This is a genomic window from Flavobacterium hauense (assembly GCF_054457175.1).
In genome coordinates this window covers 63084-80376 of record NZ_JBTKVX010000019.1, presented here as the reverse complement: position 1 = coordinate 80376, position 17293 = coordinate 63084, and the positions used below count along the sequence as shown (strand labels likewise).

The 17293-nt window shown below is 42.1% G+C and carries 16 protein-coding genes; 12 read left to right on the top strand and 4 right to left on the bottom strand.

Annotated features, from left to right (window positions below):
- The 10 genes from ACX0HA_RS13865 to ACX0HA_RS13820 all read left to right on the top strand — a co-directional run bounded on the left by ACX0HA_RS13865 (nucleotide 1) and on the right by ACX0HA_RS13820 (nucleotide 11445).
- Complete coding sequence (locus ACX0HA_RS13865) at nucleotides 1-252, top strand: DUF6364 family protein (protein ID WP_458845887.1); 252 nt, start codon at nucleotides 1-3, stop codon at nucleotides 250-252.
- Nucleotides 252-671: a type II toxin-antitoxin system VapC family toxin gene (locus ACX0HA_RS13860; protein WP_458845886.1), complete on the top strand. Its 420-nt coding sequence runs from the start codon at nucleotides 252-254 to the stop codon at nucleotides 669-671. Before ACX0HA_RS13865 ends, ACX0HA_RS13860 begins: the two co-directional genes overlap by 1 nt.
- Entirely contained in the window at nucleotides 668-3109 is a 2442-nt protein-coding gene (locus ACX0HA_RS13855; protein WP_458845885.1) for a bifunctional UDP-N-acetylmuramoyl-tripeptide:D-alanyl-D-alanine ligase/alanine racemase, read from the top strand. Before ACX0HA_RS13860 ends, ACX0HA_RS13855 begins: the two co-directional genes overlap by 4 nt.
- A 61-nt stretch (nucleotides 3110-3170) precedes the next feature.
- Entirely contained in the window at nucleotides 3171-3557 is a 387-nt protein-coding gene (gene mscL, locus ACX0HA_RS13850; protein ID WP_458845884.1) for a large conductance mechanosensitive channel protein MscL, read from the top strand.
- Between the two features lie 170 nt (nucleotides 3558-3727).
- Nucleotides 3728-4717, top strand: coding sequence for an aspartate-semialdehyde dehydrogenase (locus tag ACX0HA_RS13845; protein WP_458845883.1), 990 nt, complete (start codon nucleotides 3728-3730; stop codon nucleotides 4715-4717).
- A 540-nt stretch (nucleotides 4718-5257) separates the two neighbouring features.
- Nucleotides 5258-5605 (top strand): hypothetical protein, encoded by a 348-nt coding sequence (locus tag ACX0HA_RS13840; RefSeq protein WP_458845882.1) that lies wholly within the window; start codon nucleotides 5258-5260, stop codon nucleotides 5603-5605.
- Nucleotides 5606-5772: 167 nt separating this feature from the next.
- A complete protein-coding gene (locus tag ACX0HA_RS13835; RefSeq protein WP_458845881.1) occupies nucleotides 5773-8157 on the top strand; it encodes a TonB-dependent receptor in 2385 nt (794 codons plus the stop codon).
- A 20-nt stretch (nucleotides 8158-8177) separates the two neighbouring features.
- Nucleotides 8178-8741: a type 1 periplasmic binding fold superfamily protein gene (locus ACX0HA_RS13830; RefSeq protein ID WP_458845880.1), complete on the top strand. Its 564-nt coding sequence runs from the start codon at nucleotides 8178-8180 to the stop codon at nucleotides 8739-8741.
- Nucleotides 8742-8900: 159 nt separating this feature from the next.
- Entirely contained in the window at nucleotides 8901-9278 is a 378-nt protein-coding gene (locus tag ACX0HA_RS13825) for a DoxX family membrane protein (RefSeq protein ID WP_458845879.1), read from the top strand.
- Nucleotides 9279-9318: 40 nt separating this feature from the next.
- Nucleotides 9319-11445: a prolyl oligopeptidase family serine peptidase gene (locus ACX0HA_RS13820; RefSeq protein ID WP_458845878.1), complete on the top strand. Its 2127-nt coding sequence runs from the start codon at nucleotides 9319-9321 to the stop codon at nucleotides 11443-11445.
- A 260-nt stretch (nucleotides 11446-11705) separates the two neighbouring features.
- Here the strand turns inward: ACX0HA_RS13820 and ACX0HA_RS13815 are convergent, their stop codons facing one another.
- Both ACX0HA_RS13815 and mtgA read right to left on the bottom strand, forming a co-directional pair.
- Complete coding sequence (locus tag ACX0HA_RS13815; RefSeq protein WP_458845877.1) at nucleotides 11706-12650, bottom strand: lipid A deacylase LpxR family protein; 945 nt, start codon at nucleotides 12648-12650, stop codon at nucleotides 11706-11708.
- Nucleotides 12647-13330, bottom strand: a complete 684-nt coding sequence (gene mtgA / locus ACX0HA_RS13810) for a monofunctional biosynthetic peptidoglycan transglycosylase (RefSeq protein ID WP_458845876.1) — start codon at nucleotides 13328-13330, stop codon at nucleotides 12647-12649. Before mtgA ends, ACX0HA_RS13815 begins: the two co-directional genes overlap by 4 nt.
- A gap of 128 nt (nucleotides 13331-13458) precedes the next feature.
- On the opposite strand from mtgA, the gene ACX0HA_RS13805 reads away from it, so the two are divergent.
- Entirely contained in the window at nucleotides 13459-14964 is a 1506-nt protein-coding gene (locus ACX0HA_RS13805) for a S41 family peptidase (protein ID WP_458845875.1), read from the top strand.
- A gap of 142 nt (nucleotides 14965-15106) precedes the next feature.
- Nucleotides 15107-15523 carry a hypothetical protein gene (locus ACX0HA_RS13800; protein ID WP_458845874.1) on the top strand — a complete coding sequence of 139 codons (417 nt, stop codon included), beginning with the start codon at nucleotides 15107-15109 and terminating at the stop codon, nucleotides 15521-15523.
- A gap of 54 nt (nucleotides 15524-15577) precedes the next feature.
- Here ACX0HA_RS13800 and ACX0HA_RS13795 read toward each other — a convergent pair whose 3' ends face one another.
- Entirely contained in the window at nucleotides 15578-16528 is a 951-nt protein-coding gene (locus ACX0HA_RS13795) for an NAD(P)/FAD-dependent oxidoreductase (RefSeq protein WP_458845900.1), read from the bottom strand.
- On the bottom strand, nucleotides 16525-17262 hold the full coding sequence (locus ACX0HA_RS13790) for a DedA family protein (protein ID WP_458845873.1): 738 nt from the start codon (nucleotides 17260-17262) through the stop codon (nucleotides 16525-16527). The genes ACX0HA_RS13795 and ACX0HA_RS13790 overlap by 4 nt, the downstream gene beginning before the upstream one ends.
- Nucleotides 17263-17293 lie beyond the last annotated feature (31 nt).

The following is a 17293-nucleotide window of genomic DNA, read 5'->3' as shown; positions in this document are numbered from 1 at the left end:
ATGGACACAAAGTTAACTTTGAAACTCGACAAGGATATTATTGAGAAAGCAAAAGTATATGCTTCAACAACTAACAGAAGTTTATCTTCTATTGTTGAATCTTATTTTCAATCATTGACTTCTGAAAAAAAAACAGAATCAGATGAATTTGAAATAACTGCTTTTGTTCGAAGCATGGCTTCAGAAAAATCACTGCCAACAGATCTGGATGAAAAAGAATATTTTGATTACTTATCACAAAAGCATCAATAATGAAATTATTCCTTGACACTAATGTCATGCTTGATCTTTTAGGCAACCGTGTTCCGTTTTTTGAAGATGCTGCTAAAATTGTTTCTTTAGCAGATAAGGGGAAGGCAACAATGGCTGTTTCTGCACTCTCTTATGTAACTACTGATTATTTTTTGAGCAAGATTCTTTCGCCATCTAAAAGCAAAGAAGGCTTAAGAAAGTTTAAAGCTGTTTGTGAAACCATTTCTTTAGATGAAATTGTAATTGAAAAAAGTTTAAACTCTAATTTTTCTGACTTTGAAGATGGATTACAGTATTACTCTGCCGTAAAATCAGATTGCAACTATATAATTACACGAAACACAAAAGACTTCAAGAGTTCTGAAATACCTGTAATGACTCCACAAGAATTTTTAATTTTTTTAAAACAGCAATCTTGAGCCTTAAAATCCAGGATATCATACCCGCGCTGCATTCCCAATTTGAGGGAGTTGAGCAGAATATGGAAATTGATAATGTTTCCATAGACAGCCGTTCGCTGCAAAACAACAGCGGCACTCTCTTTTTTGCCCTTGGCGGACAAAACCGCGACGGACACCAATACATTAACGAGCTTATAAAAAAAGGCGTAGTCAATTTTGTTGTAACACACATTCCTGCAGGCTCAGAAGGAAAAGCCAATTTTTTTATCGTAGGCAATACACTTAAGGCATTACAGGATTTTGCTATCTATTACAGGCAGCTTTTCAGCTTCCCTGTTATTGCCATTACAGGCAGTAGCGGAAAGACCATCGTAAAAGAATGGCTCAACTACCTGCTAAGCCCCGACTATAACATTATCCGTAGCCCTAAGAGCTACAACTCACAGGTCGGTGTACCATTATCAATCATTGGCATCAACCAAAAGCATAACCTTGGTATTTTTGAAGCAGGGATTTCCCTTCAGGGAGAAATGGAAAAACTCGAACCTATCATCCGTCCGGATATTGGAGTTTTGACCAACATTGGCTCCGCTCACGATGAAGGTTTTGCCAGCCGGGAAGAAAAAATAAGTGAGAAGCTAAAGTTATTTGCTAACGTAAAATTGCTCATTTGCCAAAAGAACGATGCAGTAACAAGGGCTCTCAACCCAAACATAAAAACTTTTACCTGGGATTATTCCGAAGGTGCCGATGTTACCATTGGCAGCAGCCAAAGCTTTGGCAAAACGACCCTTACTATTACAAAAGGCATCAACAGTTTTAACGCTGAGATTCCGTTTACCGATGACGCTTCTATAGAAAATGCCATTAACAGCCTGATGATACTGTTGCACCTTGGCTACAGCCATGACGTGATTAGGGAACGCCTTGCAGGATTGTACCCTGTTGAGCTTCGACTGCAGGTAAAGAACGGCATCAATGGCTGCACGATTATAGACGACAGCTTCAGCTCTGACTATCAATCACTGAAAATTGCACTCGACTTTTTAGAGCAGCACAAGACACATACTAAAAAAACAATAATCCTGTCTGACGTTTTCCAAAGCGGGTTTGAAACCGAAGAGCTTTATGCTAAGGTGTCACGATTGCTTTCAGGGCATAACATCAGCCAGGTCATAGGCATAGGCGAAACCATCAGTCGCGAGTTGGCCGATTTCCCTAACTTTTTTCCGTACAGCACTACGCAGGAATTCCTCGCCCATTATAAAGCCAATGCGTTTGAGAACGAAACCGTTTTGGTTAAAGGCGCAAGAAGCTTCCGTTTTGACGAGATCGTAGTATTCCTTGAAGAAAAGACCCATGAAACGGTATTGGAAATCAACCTGAACGCCATTGTACACAACCTCAACTTCTATAAAAGCCGGCTGAAGCCTGAAACCAAGATCATGGTTATGGTAAAGGCCTTTGGCTACGGGAGCGGCAGTTATGAGATTGCCAAAGCATTGTCGCATCAAAAAGTAGATTACTTAGGTGTGGCTTTTGCCGATGAGGGTATTGCATTACGTAATGCAGGCATCAAGACACCGATTATTGTAATGAATCCTGAGAGGACTGCCTTTGCCGCAATGGCAGCTTACAATCTGGAGCCGGAAGTATATTCGGCGAAAGAGTTGAGAGCATTTATTACTGTCGCACAACAAAAGAATCTTTCCAACTACCCTATCCACATCAAACTGGACACAGGCATGCACCGCCTTGGCTTTATGGAAAACCAGCTCGATGAGCTTATCGACCTGCTTACAAACAACAATTTTGTCGCAGTAAAAAGTATTTTCTCGCACCTGTCATCAAGTGATGTACCTGATTACCGAGATTTCACCCTTGGGCAGATCGATAATTTTGAAAGATGGTCGACAAAATTGATGTCCGAACTTGAGATAAAGCCACTAAGACATATACTGAACACTTCGGGAATTTACAATTTCCCACAGGCACAATATGATATGGTACGCCTGGGCATTGGCCTGTATGGCGTCGGCAACGACGAGACCGAGCGCCAGCAGCTCGAAACCGTGGGTACGCTTAAAACCGTTATCCTTCAAATAAAAGACATAGAAGCCGGCGAAAGCATTGGCTACAGCCGAAGGTTTATGGCCAGCGAGCCCATCCGTATCGCTACACTACCTGTTGGCTATGCCGATGGTATTCCGAGAGCATGGGGCAACCAAAAAGGCTATGTAACCATCAATGGAAAAAAGGCTGTGATAACTGGAACCATATCGATGGATATGATGATGGTAAACATTACGGGAATTGACTGTAAAGAGGGCGACAGGGCCGTGATATTTGGAAAAGCACCTACCGTTGTAGAGATGGCTGCTACTTTAGGTACAATACCCTATGAGATACTAACGAGTATTTCGCAGCGCGTTAAGCGGGTTTTTTATAAAGAATAAAAAAATGTTTGTATCTTAGGCTAACCAAAACATTATTCAAACCTCAAAAAAACCTAAGCTTATGGGATTTGCAAAAGAATTTAAAGAGTTTGCCCTTAAGGGTAATGTACTTGACCTTGCAGTCGGTGTTGTTATCGGTGCCGCGTTTGGTGCCATCGTAAAATCTATGGTAGAAGACATCATAACACCGCTGATATTAACCCCGGTACTTAAGACCGCCGGACTTGAAGATATTAAAGACCTTACCTGGGGTGCCGGTGTAAAATACGGTAACTTTATATCGAATGTGCTTTCTTTCCTGATTGTCGCTTTTGTACTGTTCCTTGTTATTAAAGGAGTGAATGCAATGCGTAAAAAAGAGGTTGAAGCACCTGCTGAACCGCCAGCACCTACCAATGAGGAAAAACTGCTTATGGAAATACGTGATGCCCTAAAGGCTAAACAATAAGTTTAGAATATAACACACTCAGTATAAAAGACGTTTCCGCTACGCTATATATTCTATTGTTTAACAAAACCGTCCTTAAAGGGCGGTTTTTCTTTGTTATATTTTTGTGCGTTGAAACACTTTTATAACTAATTTTGCCGAAAATATTATAATTAATAACACTCGAAATTATGAAAGTTGCAGTTGTAGGCGCTACCGGAATGGTAGGCGAAGTAATGCTGAAAGTACTGGCAGAAAGAAATTTTCCAATAACTGAATTGATACCGGTGGCTTCTGAGAGGTCGGTTGGTAAGGAAATCGAATTTAAGGGAAATAAGTATAAGGTGGTGAGCCTTGACACTGCCGTAAGCATGAAGCCGCAAATAGCGCTTTTCTCAGCGGGCGGTGATACTTCTAAAGAGTGGGCTCCAAAATTTGCCGAAGCTGGAACTACCGTTATTGATAACTCAAGCGCATGGAGAATGGACCCAACCAAAAAACTGGTTGTTCCTGAAATCAATGCCGGCGAGCTTACTAAAGAAGATAAGATCATAGCCAACCCTAACTGCTCTACCATCCAGATGGTACTGGCATTAGCACCGCTGCACAAAAAATACAACATTGAGCGCGTGGTTGTTTCTACCTACCAGTCGGTTACAGGAACAGGCGTTAAGGCTGTTAAGCAGCTGGAGAACGAATATGCAGGCATTGAAGGCGAAATGGCATACAAATACCCTATTCACCGTAATGCAATCCCTCAGATAGACGTTTTTGAAGCAAACGGCTATACCAAAGAGGAAATGAAAATGACAAAAGAGACCAAGAAGATCCTTGGTGACGATTCGGTTAAAGTAACAGCTACTACTGTTCGTATCCCAACTGTAGGCGGGCACAGCGAGTCGGTTAACATTGAATTCACTAACGACTTTGATGTAAATGAGGTTCGTGCTATCCTTGCGGCTACACCGGGCATCACTATTCAGGATGATCTTGATGCATTCTCTTACCCAATGCCGCTATATGCTGAAGGTAAAGATGATGTTTTCGTAGGCCGTATCCGTCGTGACGAAAGCCAGGACAACACCCTTAACATGTGGATCGTTGCCGATAACCTTAGAAAAGGTGCTGCTACCAATGCGGTTCAGATCGCTGAGTACCTAACAGCAAATGGATTAGTATAATCTCACAAGATAAATGATATGGAAACCCTGCAATGAGAATTGCAGGGTTTTTTGTGGCTGTTTTGTCTTTGCGAACGGAACGCAGTGGAGTGTGGCAATCTTTTTAGATTGCTTCGTTGTACTTCCTCGCAATGACAGAACGATATTATCATTAAATTTACCAAATGAGAAAAGATAGAAGATATATGTTAGCCGGTGGTATCTCAATACTTTTAGGATGGTTCGGTGTAGGATATGGCTTTACGTGCACATCCTGCTATCCATATAACACACCCTGTTTTTGTGGTGGAATACTTTTATTCATTCTAGGTATGGTATTTTTTATCATAGGAGCCAATACTAAATCATATAAGTAAGAAATAAAATTATTCCCCTAACGGGAAACTACTCATCCCCAATATCGCGTAGCGATTTAATTTCGGTAGAATAATCATTGACCAATCTCATAATTTCCCGTAGGGAATAAATCCTATCATGTTAAAACCTTCCTAATTGCAACTTTATTGCATTTAATTAAATTCTTTTTATACCTTTGCCCTAATGAAAAGAAAGTTCGCCATATTTAACCTGGCCCTGATGGCATTAGTGCAGCTCACTATTGCCTACCAATCTTTTCATGCCTTTAGCCATACCCACAATGCTTATGAGCACCATGAGCTAAAAAAAGAAGGCAAACATTTTACTGCCGCCGATAATCACGACCATGAGGACGAAGACTGTTCTGTCTGTGATTTCCATTTTGATTACTTCATCCAGCCACAGCAATTCTGCTTAAGGCTAGATTTTCCTTTTAACGAAATACCCTACCGCTTTAACAGCGTAGAAAATACAGCTTCGGTATTCGCCGGAAGTTTGTTTTCGCATAGGGGGCCGCCAAGTTTGGCATAGGCCTCACCCTGACTCCCTCTCAAAGGAGAGGGACACTCTTGCTTACTTACTCATACAGATTTGCTCTGCAAATTTATTTCGTAATCCCCATTCACCCCTCTCCTTCGGAGAGGGGCCGGGGGTGAGGCCAGAACTGAATTAATTATTCATTCTGAACGAAAACAATCATGCGATTTTACAATATCCTTCTTGCCGTATTTATGGCAGGAACCCTGTGCGCGTATTCCCAGAACACCATTAGCGGGAGCGTTACCACAACCCAGAATACCCCTCTTGACGGGGCACATATCCATATTGAACAGCTGCATGCGGCAAGCAATCCCGATGGTAGTTATGAAATTCATAACGTGCCATCCGGCGAGCATCGCCTTGTGGTATCGTTTGTAGGTTTTAAAACACTTGACACACTAATTACGGTACAACAGCAGCTGCGTTTTGATGCCGTGCTGAAGCCTGAGGCTTCACAGCTACAGGAGGTCGTGCTGACTGAAAACAATGCTGTACCTAAAAACACTATTCACGAAGAGAAGCTGAAAACTGCCACCATCGAAAAATACAGTGATGCTTCCCTTGGTGATGCCTTGAAGGAAATTGCCGGTGTATACAGCCTTAAAACAGGCAATACCGTAGTGAAGCCCGTTATTAACGGGTTGCACAGCAGCAGGGTTCCGATACTATCGAATAATGTTCGTCTTGAAGACCAGCAATGGGGCACGGAACACGCCCCTAACCTTGATATTAATGCCGCAGGAAAAATATCGGTCATAAAAGGCGCCAACGCCCTGCAATATGGCGGTGACGCCATTGGCGGACTGGTACTGGTAGAACCTGTTTCGGTATTGAAGGATACACTGTTTGGAAAGACCATCATGAACCTGGCATCTAACGGGCGTGGTGGCAGCATATCGTCAAGCCTGCATAAAGGCGCAGAAAAAGGATGGGCATGGAATGCAGCGGGTACTTTCAAGTACTTTGGCGACAGGCAAACACCTGACTATGCGTTATCAAACACTGGTAATCGCGAAACTAATTTTGCTGGTGACCTGAAATACATTGGCGACAGCTATGATATTTCCGCCTATTACAGTTTGTATGATGCGGAAATAGGCATTGCAAAGGCAACCCACATTGGCAGCATATCCGATCTGGTGCGTGCCATCAACAGCAAAGAGCCTTCGGTAATCGAGCCTTTCACTTACGACATTGATGCACCAAAACAGGATGTGGTACACCATTTGGCAAAGCTCAATTTCAATAAAAGATTCAGTGACAATTCAAGCCTTTCCGTGCAGTATGCCTTTCAGCACAACAGCCGAAAGGAGTTTGACATACGACGTGGCCCTTATGCCGACAAACCTGCTCTTGACCTTACCCTGGTTACGCATTCGGGGCAAGCCGACTGGAAAAAAGAAATGGATGCCTTTACACTGAAAAGCGGTGTAAGTTTTTCGGCACAGGATAATAACTCGAGTCCTGATACAGGCATACGTCCGCTTATCCCTAATTATAAAAAAACCGATGCCGGAGCTTATGGCATTGCCAGCTATGCCTTTTCTGACAGCTTTACCGGAGAAGCAGGATTGCGTTACGACTTCTCTCACATGGAAGCCTCAAAATATTACCAGAAAACCAGATGGACAAGCCTGGGGTATGATGGTGTATATGATCATTTTATTGTTGCCGATGCAGGAACTCAATGGCTAACGTCTCCTGATTTTACCTTTCATAACATTTCGGCAAGTTTGGGAATACGCAAACAACTAAACAGTGGTTATCAATTTTTGGCGAATGCCGGACTAGCCATGCGCAACCCTAATCCGTCGGAACTGTTTAGTGACGGGCTGCACCACTCTACCGGGACAATTGAGCTGGGCAATCTTGGCATCCAAAAAGAAGAATCGTATAAGCTGTCGGCTACCCTGTTAAAAACGGATGGCGCGTTTACGTTTGAAGCCACTCCGTACCTGAATATGATCAACAACTTTATTTATCAGTCACCAATAGGGATCGAACAAAGCATAAGGGGAGCATTCCCTGTATATGAATACAAACAGACTGATGCTCTTATGGCAGGTCTGGACCTACATACCAACTGGAAAATAGACCGCCACTGGCAGCACAACCTTTCTTTCGCCTACCTGTATGGACAAGACATTAGTAATGACCTGCCGCTTATAGAAATGGCTCCGATGAATCTTGTCAACACTATCCGTTATGACGTAAAAGACTGGCATGGCTTTTATGCGGAAGTGCGCAACGAGTCGGTATTTACCCAAAAACGTTATCCCGATAACAACTTTACAACTCAGATCCCTGTAAATGGCGAGTTTGTAGAAACGCTGGTTGACATCAGCACTCCACCCAAAGGCTACAGCCTGTTCCACTTCAGTTCGGGTATGACATTTAAAACATCCGAGAATACCGGACTGGCAGTAAACTTTTCGGTACTGAATATCTTCGACACCACATATCGCGATTACCTGAATCGCCAGCGCCTTTATGTAGACGATACAGGCCGCAACTTTCAATTACAGTTAAAATTCAATTATTAATCCATAAAATTTCTATCAAAATGAAAAACTTAAAAATTTCAGCCTTAGCACTAATCACAATCATTACTTTTTCGTCGTGCAGCAGCGATGATACCGCAACACTTGTAAACGAAGAAGAAGTGATCACTACAGTTACGGCGACATTCACTCCGCAGGGCGGCGGAACACCTATAGTACTTACATCCCGAGACCTTGACGGCGACGGCCCTGACAAACCTGTTGTAACCGTATCAGGCAATTTCGCAAAAGGAGCGGTATATAACGGAGCGGTAACTTTCCTGAACGAACTTGAAACCCCTGCCGGCAACATTACCGAAGAGGTATTTGAAGAAGGACACGAGCACCAGATATTCTTCACACAGGCAGGACTTGGTACTTTTGCATACACAGATACTGATGTAAACGGTAACCCGATCGGGCTTAAGTTTACCTATACAGCGGCACAAAATGCAGCTACAGGAAACTTAACGCTACGCCTTATACACGAACCTAACAAAGATGCTGAAGGTGTAGCACAGGGTATCATCACTAACGCAGGTGGTAGCACTGATGCCGAAGTGGTGTTCAATGTGAACGTTGAGTAAACTATTGCAAAATGAATATTTTCCCCGCTATCTTACTATGAGATAGCGGGGATTTTATTTGTTATCCTAAGATTTAATTTTTGTTAAATTCCTAATAATAAATTCATTAACTTTAAAGGAACCTTCTAATTTTTGTTTAAATTAAAATCCTTTTAGCCTATGAATTCAAAATTTACTCAAATTGTAAGGATATTGCTTGGGCTTATCCTGATCGTTTTCGGCGTAAACAAAATCTACTCTTTTATCCCGCTGCCACAGCCGCCACCGCAAGCCGCCGATTTTATGGCCTCACTGGCTGACACGGGTTACATTCTCACTCTCGTTGCCATATTTGAAATTATCATCGGGTTCCTGCTTATCTGCAGGATGTGGGTTCCGTTTGTGCTTTTGTTATTAGTTCCGTTATCGCTTAACATTCTGCTGTTCCACCTGTTCCTGGACATCCCGGCGATAGGCACGGCATTATTGGTAGCAATCCTTAACGGTATACTGATTTACAAGCACCGATTGAAATACAAGCCTTTGTTTACTTCTTAAGAAACTGTTTTTGCTATTTTTGTGTATCAAACACGATCTGATGAAAAAAACAATAACCATTATGGCTGCAGCCTGTAGCCTGACCTTAAATGCACAGATGCACGAAAATAGCAAAACCTCTATTAAATATCCCGTAACACACAAGGGAGATGTTGTTGATACTTATTTTGGAACAAAAGTACCTGACCCCTACCGTTGGCTTGAAGACGACCGCTCTGAAGAGACAGCTGCATGGGTAAAGGCCGAAAACGAAGTTACTTTTGATTACCTTTCACAAATACCATTCCGTGCTGCCATTCGCGCACGGCTGGAAAAACTATGGAATTACGAGAGGATAAGCGCACCATTCAAGGAAGGCGATTTTACCTACTACTACAGGAATAACGGATTGCAGAACCAGTCGGTTCTATACCGCAAGGGCAAAGACGGAAAAGAGGAGATTTTCCTTGACCCAAATACATTGTCTAAAGACGGAACTACTTCGCTTGGTGGCGTGAACTTCACCAAAAAAGGCGACCTTATGGCCTATTCGATCTCCGAAGGAGGCAGCGACTGGCGAAAAGTATTCGTTATGGATACCAAAACAAAAAAACTGATTGGTGAAACTATTGTTGATGTAAAATTCAGCGGTATTTCATGGTACGGAAGCGAGGGCTTCTATTATTCAAGCTATGACAAACCTGTGGGCAGCGAGCTGTCTGCAAAAACCGACCAGCATAAATTATACTACCACAAACTTGGCACCTCGCAAAAAGAGGACAAAGTCATCTTTGGGCATGATATAAAAAGGCGTTATGTAGGCGGTGGTGTAACCGAAGACAAACGCTATCTTATCGTATCGGCGTCGGAAGCCACTTCAGGTAATGAACTTTATATTAAAGACCTCACCAAAGCTAACAGCAAATTTATCGCCCTTACCAATAACTTTGATACCGACAGCCATATTATAGACAACAATGGAAGTACGCTTTATATTGCTACCAATTACAATGCCCCAAATATAAAAGTCGTTACCGTTGACGCAGAAAATCCGCAGCAGAAAAACTGGAAAGACCTTATCCCTGAAACAGAAAATGTGCTTTCTGCATCTACGGGTTCAGGCTATATTTTTGCAGAATATATGAAAGACGCTGTATCAGTAGTTAAACAATACGACTACAACGGTAAGCTCGTGCGCGACATTACCCTTCCTGGATTGGGTACCGCAGGTGGTTTTGGCGGAAAGAAAGAAGAAAAAACATTGTATTACTCGTTTACCAACTACACTACTCCGGGAACGATTTATTCTTTTGATCCTAAATCTGGCAAATCAGAACTGTACCAACGTCCGAAAGTAGATTTCAACAGCGACGACTTCGAATCGAAGCAGGTATTCTACACCTCAAAAGACGGCACCAAGATACCGATGATCATTACCTATAAAAAAGGCACTAAGCTTGATGGCAAGAATCCAACCATACTTTATGGTTATGGCGGTTTCAACATCAGCCTTACACCAAGCTTTAGCATATCCAATGCGGTTTGGATGGAAAATGGCGGTATTTATGCCGTAGCTAACCTTCGCGGCGGAGGTGAGTATGGCAAAAAATGGCACGATGCAGGCACTAAGCAACAAAAACAAAATGTATTTGACGATTTTATTGCCGCAGCGGAATTCCTTATTATAAACAAGTATACATCGTCTAACTACCTTGCTATAAGCGGTGGCTCTAATGGTGGACTGCTTGTTGGTGCTACCATGACCCAGCGCCCTGACCTTATGAAAGTTGCACTTCCGGCAGTTGGTGTGCTTGACATGCTACGTTACCATACCTTTACGGCAGGTGCAGGATGGGCATACGACTACGGTACCTCCGAAGACAGTGCCGAAATGTTCAATTACCTGAAAGGCTATTCACCGGTACAGAATGTGAAAAAAGGGGTTCAGTATCCTGCAACACTTGTTACCACGGGTGACCATGATGACCGCGTAGTTCCGGCGCACAGCTTTAAGTTTGCTGCCGAACTTCAGGACAAACAAACAGGCAATAACCCTGTATTAATCAGAATTGGAGTTAAGGCAGGACACGGAGCAGGAAAATCTATCGCGCAAATGATAGACGAGTACAGCGACATACAGGCATTTACGCTTTACAATATGGGCGTTACTCCGAATGTGAAGAAGTAAGTTTTCAGACTCAGATATTAAAAAATCTATTATTGCAGTAATGCGGTAATAGATTTTTTTTTTGCTTACAGTCATTGCGAGGAACGAAGCAATCTATTTCGAGATTCATCTTCTTCATTAATTGCGGTCGAGATGAAGACATTTAGCAATCCGCGATAATCTGCCCAAATCCGCGTCATCCGCTTTCAATTGTTGAGATTGCCGCGTTCCGTTTCACTTCACTCGCAATGACTGGCAGTACTAAAGACTGTAACTGAAAACTAAAGAAAATACGAGATCTGTATCGAGCCGTAATAGAATCCTGTAATAACATTGTTCGAAAGCTCTTTGCCACGGTAGTTGAAGGAATAGGAATAATTCCAATTGTTGTAGCGGTACTTCACACCTACTTCGGCATTAAAGCGAAAAGGTATCAGCGGAAATGTGACAGGGCTGGTATCGTTAAAATGACTGCCTAAAATAGTGGCATCATACTGCATATATTGCAAATTAGGGTTCAGGTACAGCATAAGCTCACGATGCTGCTTGTAAGCCTCTTTATCTTTATTCAGCACCGAATTGTGCAGGCTTGAATCATACATGGGATGCAGCATGTTTTTAAGGCTTATACGCATCATTCCGCCGATACTGGCACTGTTCCATATCGTACCTATATTTACTTCGCCTAAAAGATGCATATCTACTTTTTCTTTAAAGCGTTCACCAAATACCTTATGCGAATAGTAAGCTCCTATTTGTACCGCAGCAGCAGTAGTGATCTGGTGCTGCCAGCCACGCACGGTGGGATAACCGACGATGGCGTGCAATCCCCGCTGTACAGCCTCGGCGCCTGACTCAGGGCCTACTACCCCGCCCTGAACGTTTAATTTCAGAACGCTTTCATTTTGGTAAAAATTGTTGATGCCGAATTCACCGAAAAGATAGCCTGCAAAAGGCCTGTCGTTTACGTTGATATCTTCGGCGCGTACGGATTGTGGATTGTAGATGTACTGTCCTACCCTGAAATCGTAGATCTTTTTAGCAAGCTTGTCATCTGATTTATCACTGAGGTAGCGGTAAAAGAATTCCATCCCCGCCGTATAATACTGGTCGTTGATGGGAGATGTATAGAGGTCGTTATCGGTAATGAGGCCGATTTCTGCAGGCTTTTGTCCCCACGATAGGGAAAAGCACAACAACGCTACTATACTCAGGATTATTCTCACTTATTGTAATCGAGCTTAACGTAGCGCATTAGTTTCACGATCCTGCCTTTGCGTCTTTCGGTATAGCCTGAAGATCGCGTCGCCCTGAATTTCCTTGGGTTCGGAAGTATTGCTGCAATTCCGGCAGCCTCATATTTGGTAAGGTCTTTAGCATCTTTATGATACCAGTGTTGCGAAGCAGCCTGAGCGCCATAAACACCGTCGGCCATTTCTATGCTGTTCAGGTACACTTCCATAATGCGTTCTTTGCTCCAAAGCAGTTCTATAAGCACGGTAAAGTAAGCTTCAAGCCCTTTACGGATGTAGCTCCTGCCCTGCCAAAGGAAAACATTCTTTGCTGTTTGCTGTGATATGGTACTGCCCCCTTTAAGTTTTTTGCCTTTCTGGTTACTCTTAAAAGCTTTTTGCATCGCCTTGAAATTAAACCCGTTATGCGTAAGAAAAAGATCATCCTCACTGGCAATAACCGCTTTTTGAAGATTCGGCGAAATCTCTTCGATAGGCACCCAATCATGGCTGGAAGTCATTTCCCTGCCATTGTCTTTCATTTCAAAAGCCCTTGAAATCATCAATGGGGTAAACGGTACCGGCACAAAACGGAAGATAACAACCGAAATTACCGATAGGGCAACAAACCATAAGAATATCTTGAAAAGAAAACGGGCTATTTTTTTGAACATAGAACAGATTGGTTAACGAAAGGCGAAATTACGAATTTGTTGGTTATTTATTTTAATCCGAAAATTAATTTAAAGATACATTGTGTGATTATCCTCTTATATTTGATAGCCAATCATAAATCAAAATCATGAAAAAAATAGTTATCCTGTTGCTTATACTATGTTTAGCATCCTGTTCGGAACGGAAAAAAGTAACGAATAATTTTGAATCACTTCCGCTTCCCAAATATAGCGAAACAGCGCTGCTACAAGATTTCGATATTTTAGTGAACAGCCTTAAAGAAGCCCATACCGGAATCTACTGGTACACTTCTCCCGAAGAATTTGATAAACTGGTACAACAGCAGCGTTTAAAAATTAAAGACAGTCTCAATGGGTTAGAATTTTACAATATCGCGGCTCCCATAGTTGCTTTTACCAAAGAAGACCATTGCGACATATCGGTATCTGAAGAAGTGGCTGCCTTTACTAAAGAAAAGGGCAAATTCATGCCGCTGTCTATTATCAACTTAAAAAACAAACCCTACATACTCAACGATCCGGATGCTTCGATATCCATTATTGGATGGCAGCTGCTAAAAATAAACAACGTAAAGATTGAAGACATTTACAGCCGCATTTTTGCGACCATTGGTGCAGATGGGTACATAGAGATATCCAAATACAGGGCCTTGGACGCGCACCGGCTAGCTGTTGAATATGCCCGGGTGATCAATCAGCCTGATGCGTTTACAATTACCGCACTTAACCCTAAAACAGGAGAAACAAAAGAATTGACCCTGAAAGCAATAGCCTTTGACAAGCTTAAGGCGATTACTAAGTCACTTGTAGAAGAGGGAATCATAAAACAACCAAAAGTGCCGGCGAGCCTCGATATATCCAATAATACTGCGACACTTATCCTAAACACGTTTCTTGACGACAGTTACGAGGAAGCTGGGATGGATTTTAAGAAATTCATTAAGCATTCGTTTGAAACCATCAAAAAAACAGGAATCCAGAACCTTATTATCGATGTAAGAGAAAACGGCGGAGGCACCGAAGGTAACGAGGATTACCTCTTCTCCTTTCTTACCAATAAGCCGTATACAAAATACAAGTATGTTCAGGTATCTGCATTACAATATTCGTTTTATCAATACACCGACTATAAGGAGAAGGAAGACTACCAGGAACTGGAAGCTGACCTGGCAAAAGAACACCAAAAATCAGCTAACGGGCGATTTTTAAGAAAACCGAGGATAGAGCAGCAGGCACCTTTACAACCCAATCCGTTTAGAGGACAGGTATATGTGCTCACAAGCGGATGGACCTACTCCGGCGGTGCCGAATTCTGCAGCCTTATGAAAGGACATACTAATGCGGTTTTCATAGGAGAAGAAGTGGGCGGCGGCTTTTATGGCAATACCAGCGGTTATGGCTTTGAACTCACTTTACCTAACTCAGGACTTGTAATAGATGTGCCTGTACTAAAATTTGTACTGGATGTAAAGAAAAACATCCCGAAAGGCAGGGGTGTTATCCCGGATTATGAAGTGCAGCCTACTATTGAACAGTTCATGAATGGAAAAGATGTAGAAATGGAGTTTGCTAAAACATTCATTAAAAACACACATCTTGATATTAACCACTGATACTCTTAGTTTACCAATTCACATGATTATCTATTGGAAACCAATGGTTTTTTTTATGGTGGGAGGGAGTGGTTTACAGAACTATCTGAAATTGAATATTATATTAACATTCTAACATTAGGAAAAATTAAACCAAATTAAAATGGATACATCAGATAAAGTTGCATTATTATTGGGAGGAATAGGTTTCATCATTTCGATTATAAACTTTGTAATAACACCCATTATTAATCTCAAATCAAAAAGACTAGAAAAACGTTTAGATTATAGATTCCAATTATTCGAAAAAATACTTGAATTATGGGAAACAACTAATCAACCAGTTGGTAAACAAAACATTGAACCTTTGCTTATTGAAATCAACAAATCTATCCAATTATATGGATACAACTCTGAAATTAAGCATTTCAATAAATTGGTGGCTTTTTACAATTATTACGCACAAAATCAAAATGATGATAACTTGAAAAAGTTAAAAATAAAACTAAGTGAATTCTTTTCAACCTCTTTTAACACATATAGAAAAGAAATTGCTTTGGATAAATTACCTAAAAATTAATTCTCTTAATCTATACCAGATCCCCCAACTCAGCACCAACCATACTCCCAATCGCTACACCCATACCAGGATCACTTCGCGCAATACTTTTTCGAGTTGGTTTTGGATAAGTTCAGTATTACCGAATTCGGTTGTGGTCTCGCCTTCAAAGTCAAGATTTCGTGCACCACCAAATAGTATGCGGTCATTGATATTGCGGAAGTAATAATACCCGCGGTCGATATGGAAAGTCCCTTTTATGTCGAGGTTAGGAATAGGCTCCGTGATTAGTACCTGAGCACGGGCAGGCTTTACAAGACCTTTGGTCAGTTCTCCGGCAAAGCCATTAGTCGCAAACAATAGTTTTTTGGTAAAGAAACTGAAATTTGCCAGGGCGACTTCTACACCATCGGCTTTTTCGTGATAAGACGTTACGGTATGGCTGTTCAGAATAAGAATGTTATTGGCAACAGCATCTTTCAATAAAGCCTGCATCATATTGCCGGTATCGATCTGCCCTTCGAACGGATTGAAGATAAGGTATTCGTGTATGCCTTTAAAATCGAAACGGTCTACTTCTTTGGCAAATACATCAGTCTTGAAAAGCGGCTTTAGCACTTCGTTCACGAAAGGCATACGGCGCAGGCATTCTTCATAACCTGCAGTATCCTCTTTCAGAAAAAGTTCGTAGCCACCATAAGGTTTGAAATCAATTACGGAATCGCCAAGGCGCTTTCGCAGCATCTGAAGTCCTGCCCAACGCTTTTGGATAAGCGCCAGCACTTCTTCTTCGGTATGTGTTTTGAGGTCGTCGTTAATCTCCGACAAGCTACCGAAACAGGCAAAGCCGGCGTTCTTGGTACTTGCTCCCTGCGGAAGCGGCCCACGCTCTATAATAAGTATTTTGGAATCAGGGAAACGTTCGCGCAGTCGCAGTGCAGCATGAAGCCCCACTATACCGCTGCCAACGATGGCATAATCTACATCGGTAAACCAGTTCTTGATTTCCCAGTAGCTAAACATTATACCGGAGGCATTATGTTAGAGTCGTCATCGTCATTAGCTTCTCTTACCGCTTCTTCTTCGGTAATCTTTTTACCCTTGATGGCATTGATGATAAGCGGAACCGTAGTGATCGCAACGATACCAAGTATGATGATCTCGATGTGCGACTTAAGGTCTATCTGGAACTTATCAAGGAAAAGCCCATACAGGTAGTGTCCTGCAAATATCAGTGTAAAAGCCCAAAGGAATGAACTGATGATATTGAACAGCATGAATTTCTTTTTCTCCATCTTCACGATACCCGCAATGATCGGGGCAAACGTACGGATAACCGGAAGGAAACGCGCAAAAATAATCGCACGCCCGCCGTGTTTTTCAAAGAACTCATGCGACTGCACAAGGTATTTTTTCTTGAACCAGAATGAATCTTCTTTTTGGTAAAGGTAAGTACCACTTCGGGAACCAAACCAGTAACCGAACATATTGCCTATAATCCCTGCAACTGCAACAAGTACCGATAGCAACAGTACATTCAGGAAACCGCCTTCTATGGAGAATAGCGTAGCCATAAGCTCAGCGCTGTAAATACCCGCAAGAAACAAAAGGCTGTCGCCAGGCAGGAAGAAACCTGCAAAAAGGCCGGTTTCGGCAAAAACGATAAACAATACAACGTAGATGCCCACAGGCACCCCGCCTATATGAAGATTGATATAAAACTCAGGGTTAAGCAACTCTGTCCAGTGGAAACTGTCCATAATAATAAGGTCTTTTTTTGGTAATGAATAT

Bases quoted from the DNA above. Each gene is read 5' to 3' on its own strand.
- ACX0HA_RS13790 (WP_458845873.1), bottom strand. From the start codon at position 17,262: ATGGACAGTTTCCACTGGACAGAGTTGCTTAACCCTGAGTTTTATATC.
- ACX0HA_RS13820 (WP_458845878.1), top strand. From the start codon at position 9,319: ATGAAAAAAACAATAACCATTATGGCTGCAGCCTGTAGCCTGACCTTA.
- ACX0HA_RS13845 (WP_458845883.1), top strand. From the start codon at position 3,728: ATGAAAGTTGCAGTTGTAGGCGCTACCGGAATGGTAGGCGAAGTAATG.
- ACX0HA_RS13825 (WP_458845879.1), top strand. From the start codon at position 8,901: ATGAATTCAAAATTTACTCAAATTGTAAGGATATTGCTTGGGCTTATC.
- ACX0HA_RS13800 (WP_458845874.1), top strand. From the start codon at position 15,107: ATGGATACATCAGATAAAGTTGCATTATTATTGGGAGGAATAGGTTTC.
- ACX0HA_RS13865 (WP_458845887.1), top strand. From the start codon at position 1: ATGGACACAAAGTTAACTTTGAAACTCGACAAGGATATTATTGAGAAA.
- mscL (WP_458845884.1), top strand. From the start codon at position 3,171: ATGGGATTTGCAAAAGAATTTAAAGAGTTTGCCCTTAAGGGTAATGTA.
- mtgA (WP_458845876.1), bottom strand. From the start codon at position 13,330: ATGTTCAAAAAAATAGCCCGTTTTCTTTTCAAGATATTCTTATGGTTT.
- ACX0HA_RS13830 (WP_458845880.1), top strand. From the start codon at position 8,178: ATGAAAAACTTAAAAATTTCAGCCTTAGCACTAATCACAATCATTACT.
- ACX0HA_RS13840 (WP_458845882.1), top strand. From the start codon at position 5,258: ATGAAAAGAAAGTTCGCCATATTTAACCTGGCCCTGATGGCATTAGTG.
- ACX0HA_RS13835 (WP_458845881.1), top strand. From the start codon at position 5,773: ATGCGATTTTACAATATCCTTCTTGCCGTATTTATGGCAGGAACCCTG.
- ACX0HA_RS13860 (WP_458845886.1), top strand. From the start codon at position 252: ATGAAATTATTCCTTGACACTAATGTCATGCTTGATCTTTTAGGCAAC.
- ACX0HA_RS13805 (WP_458845875.1), top strand. From the start codon at position 13,459: ATGAAAAAAATAGTTATCCTGTTGCTTATACTATGTTTAGCATCCTGT.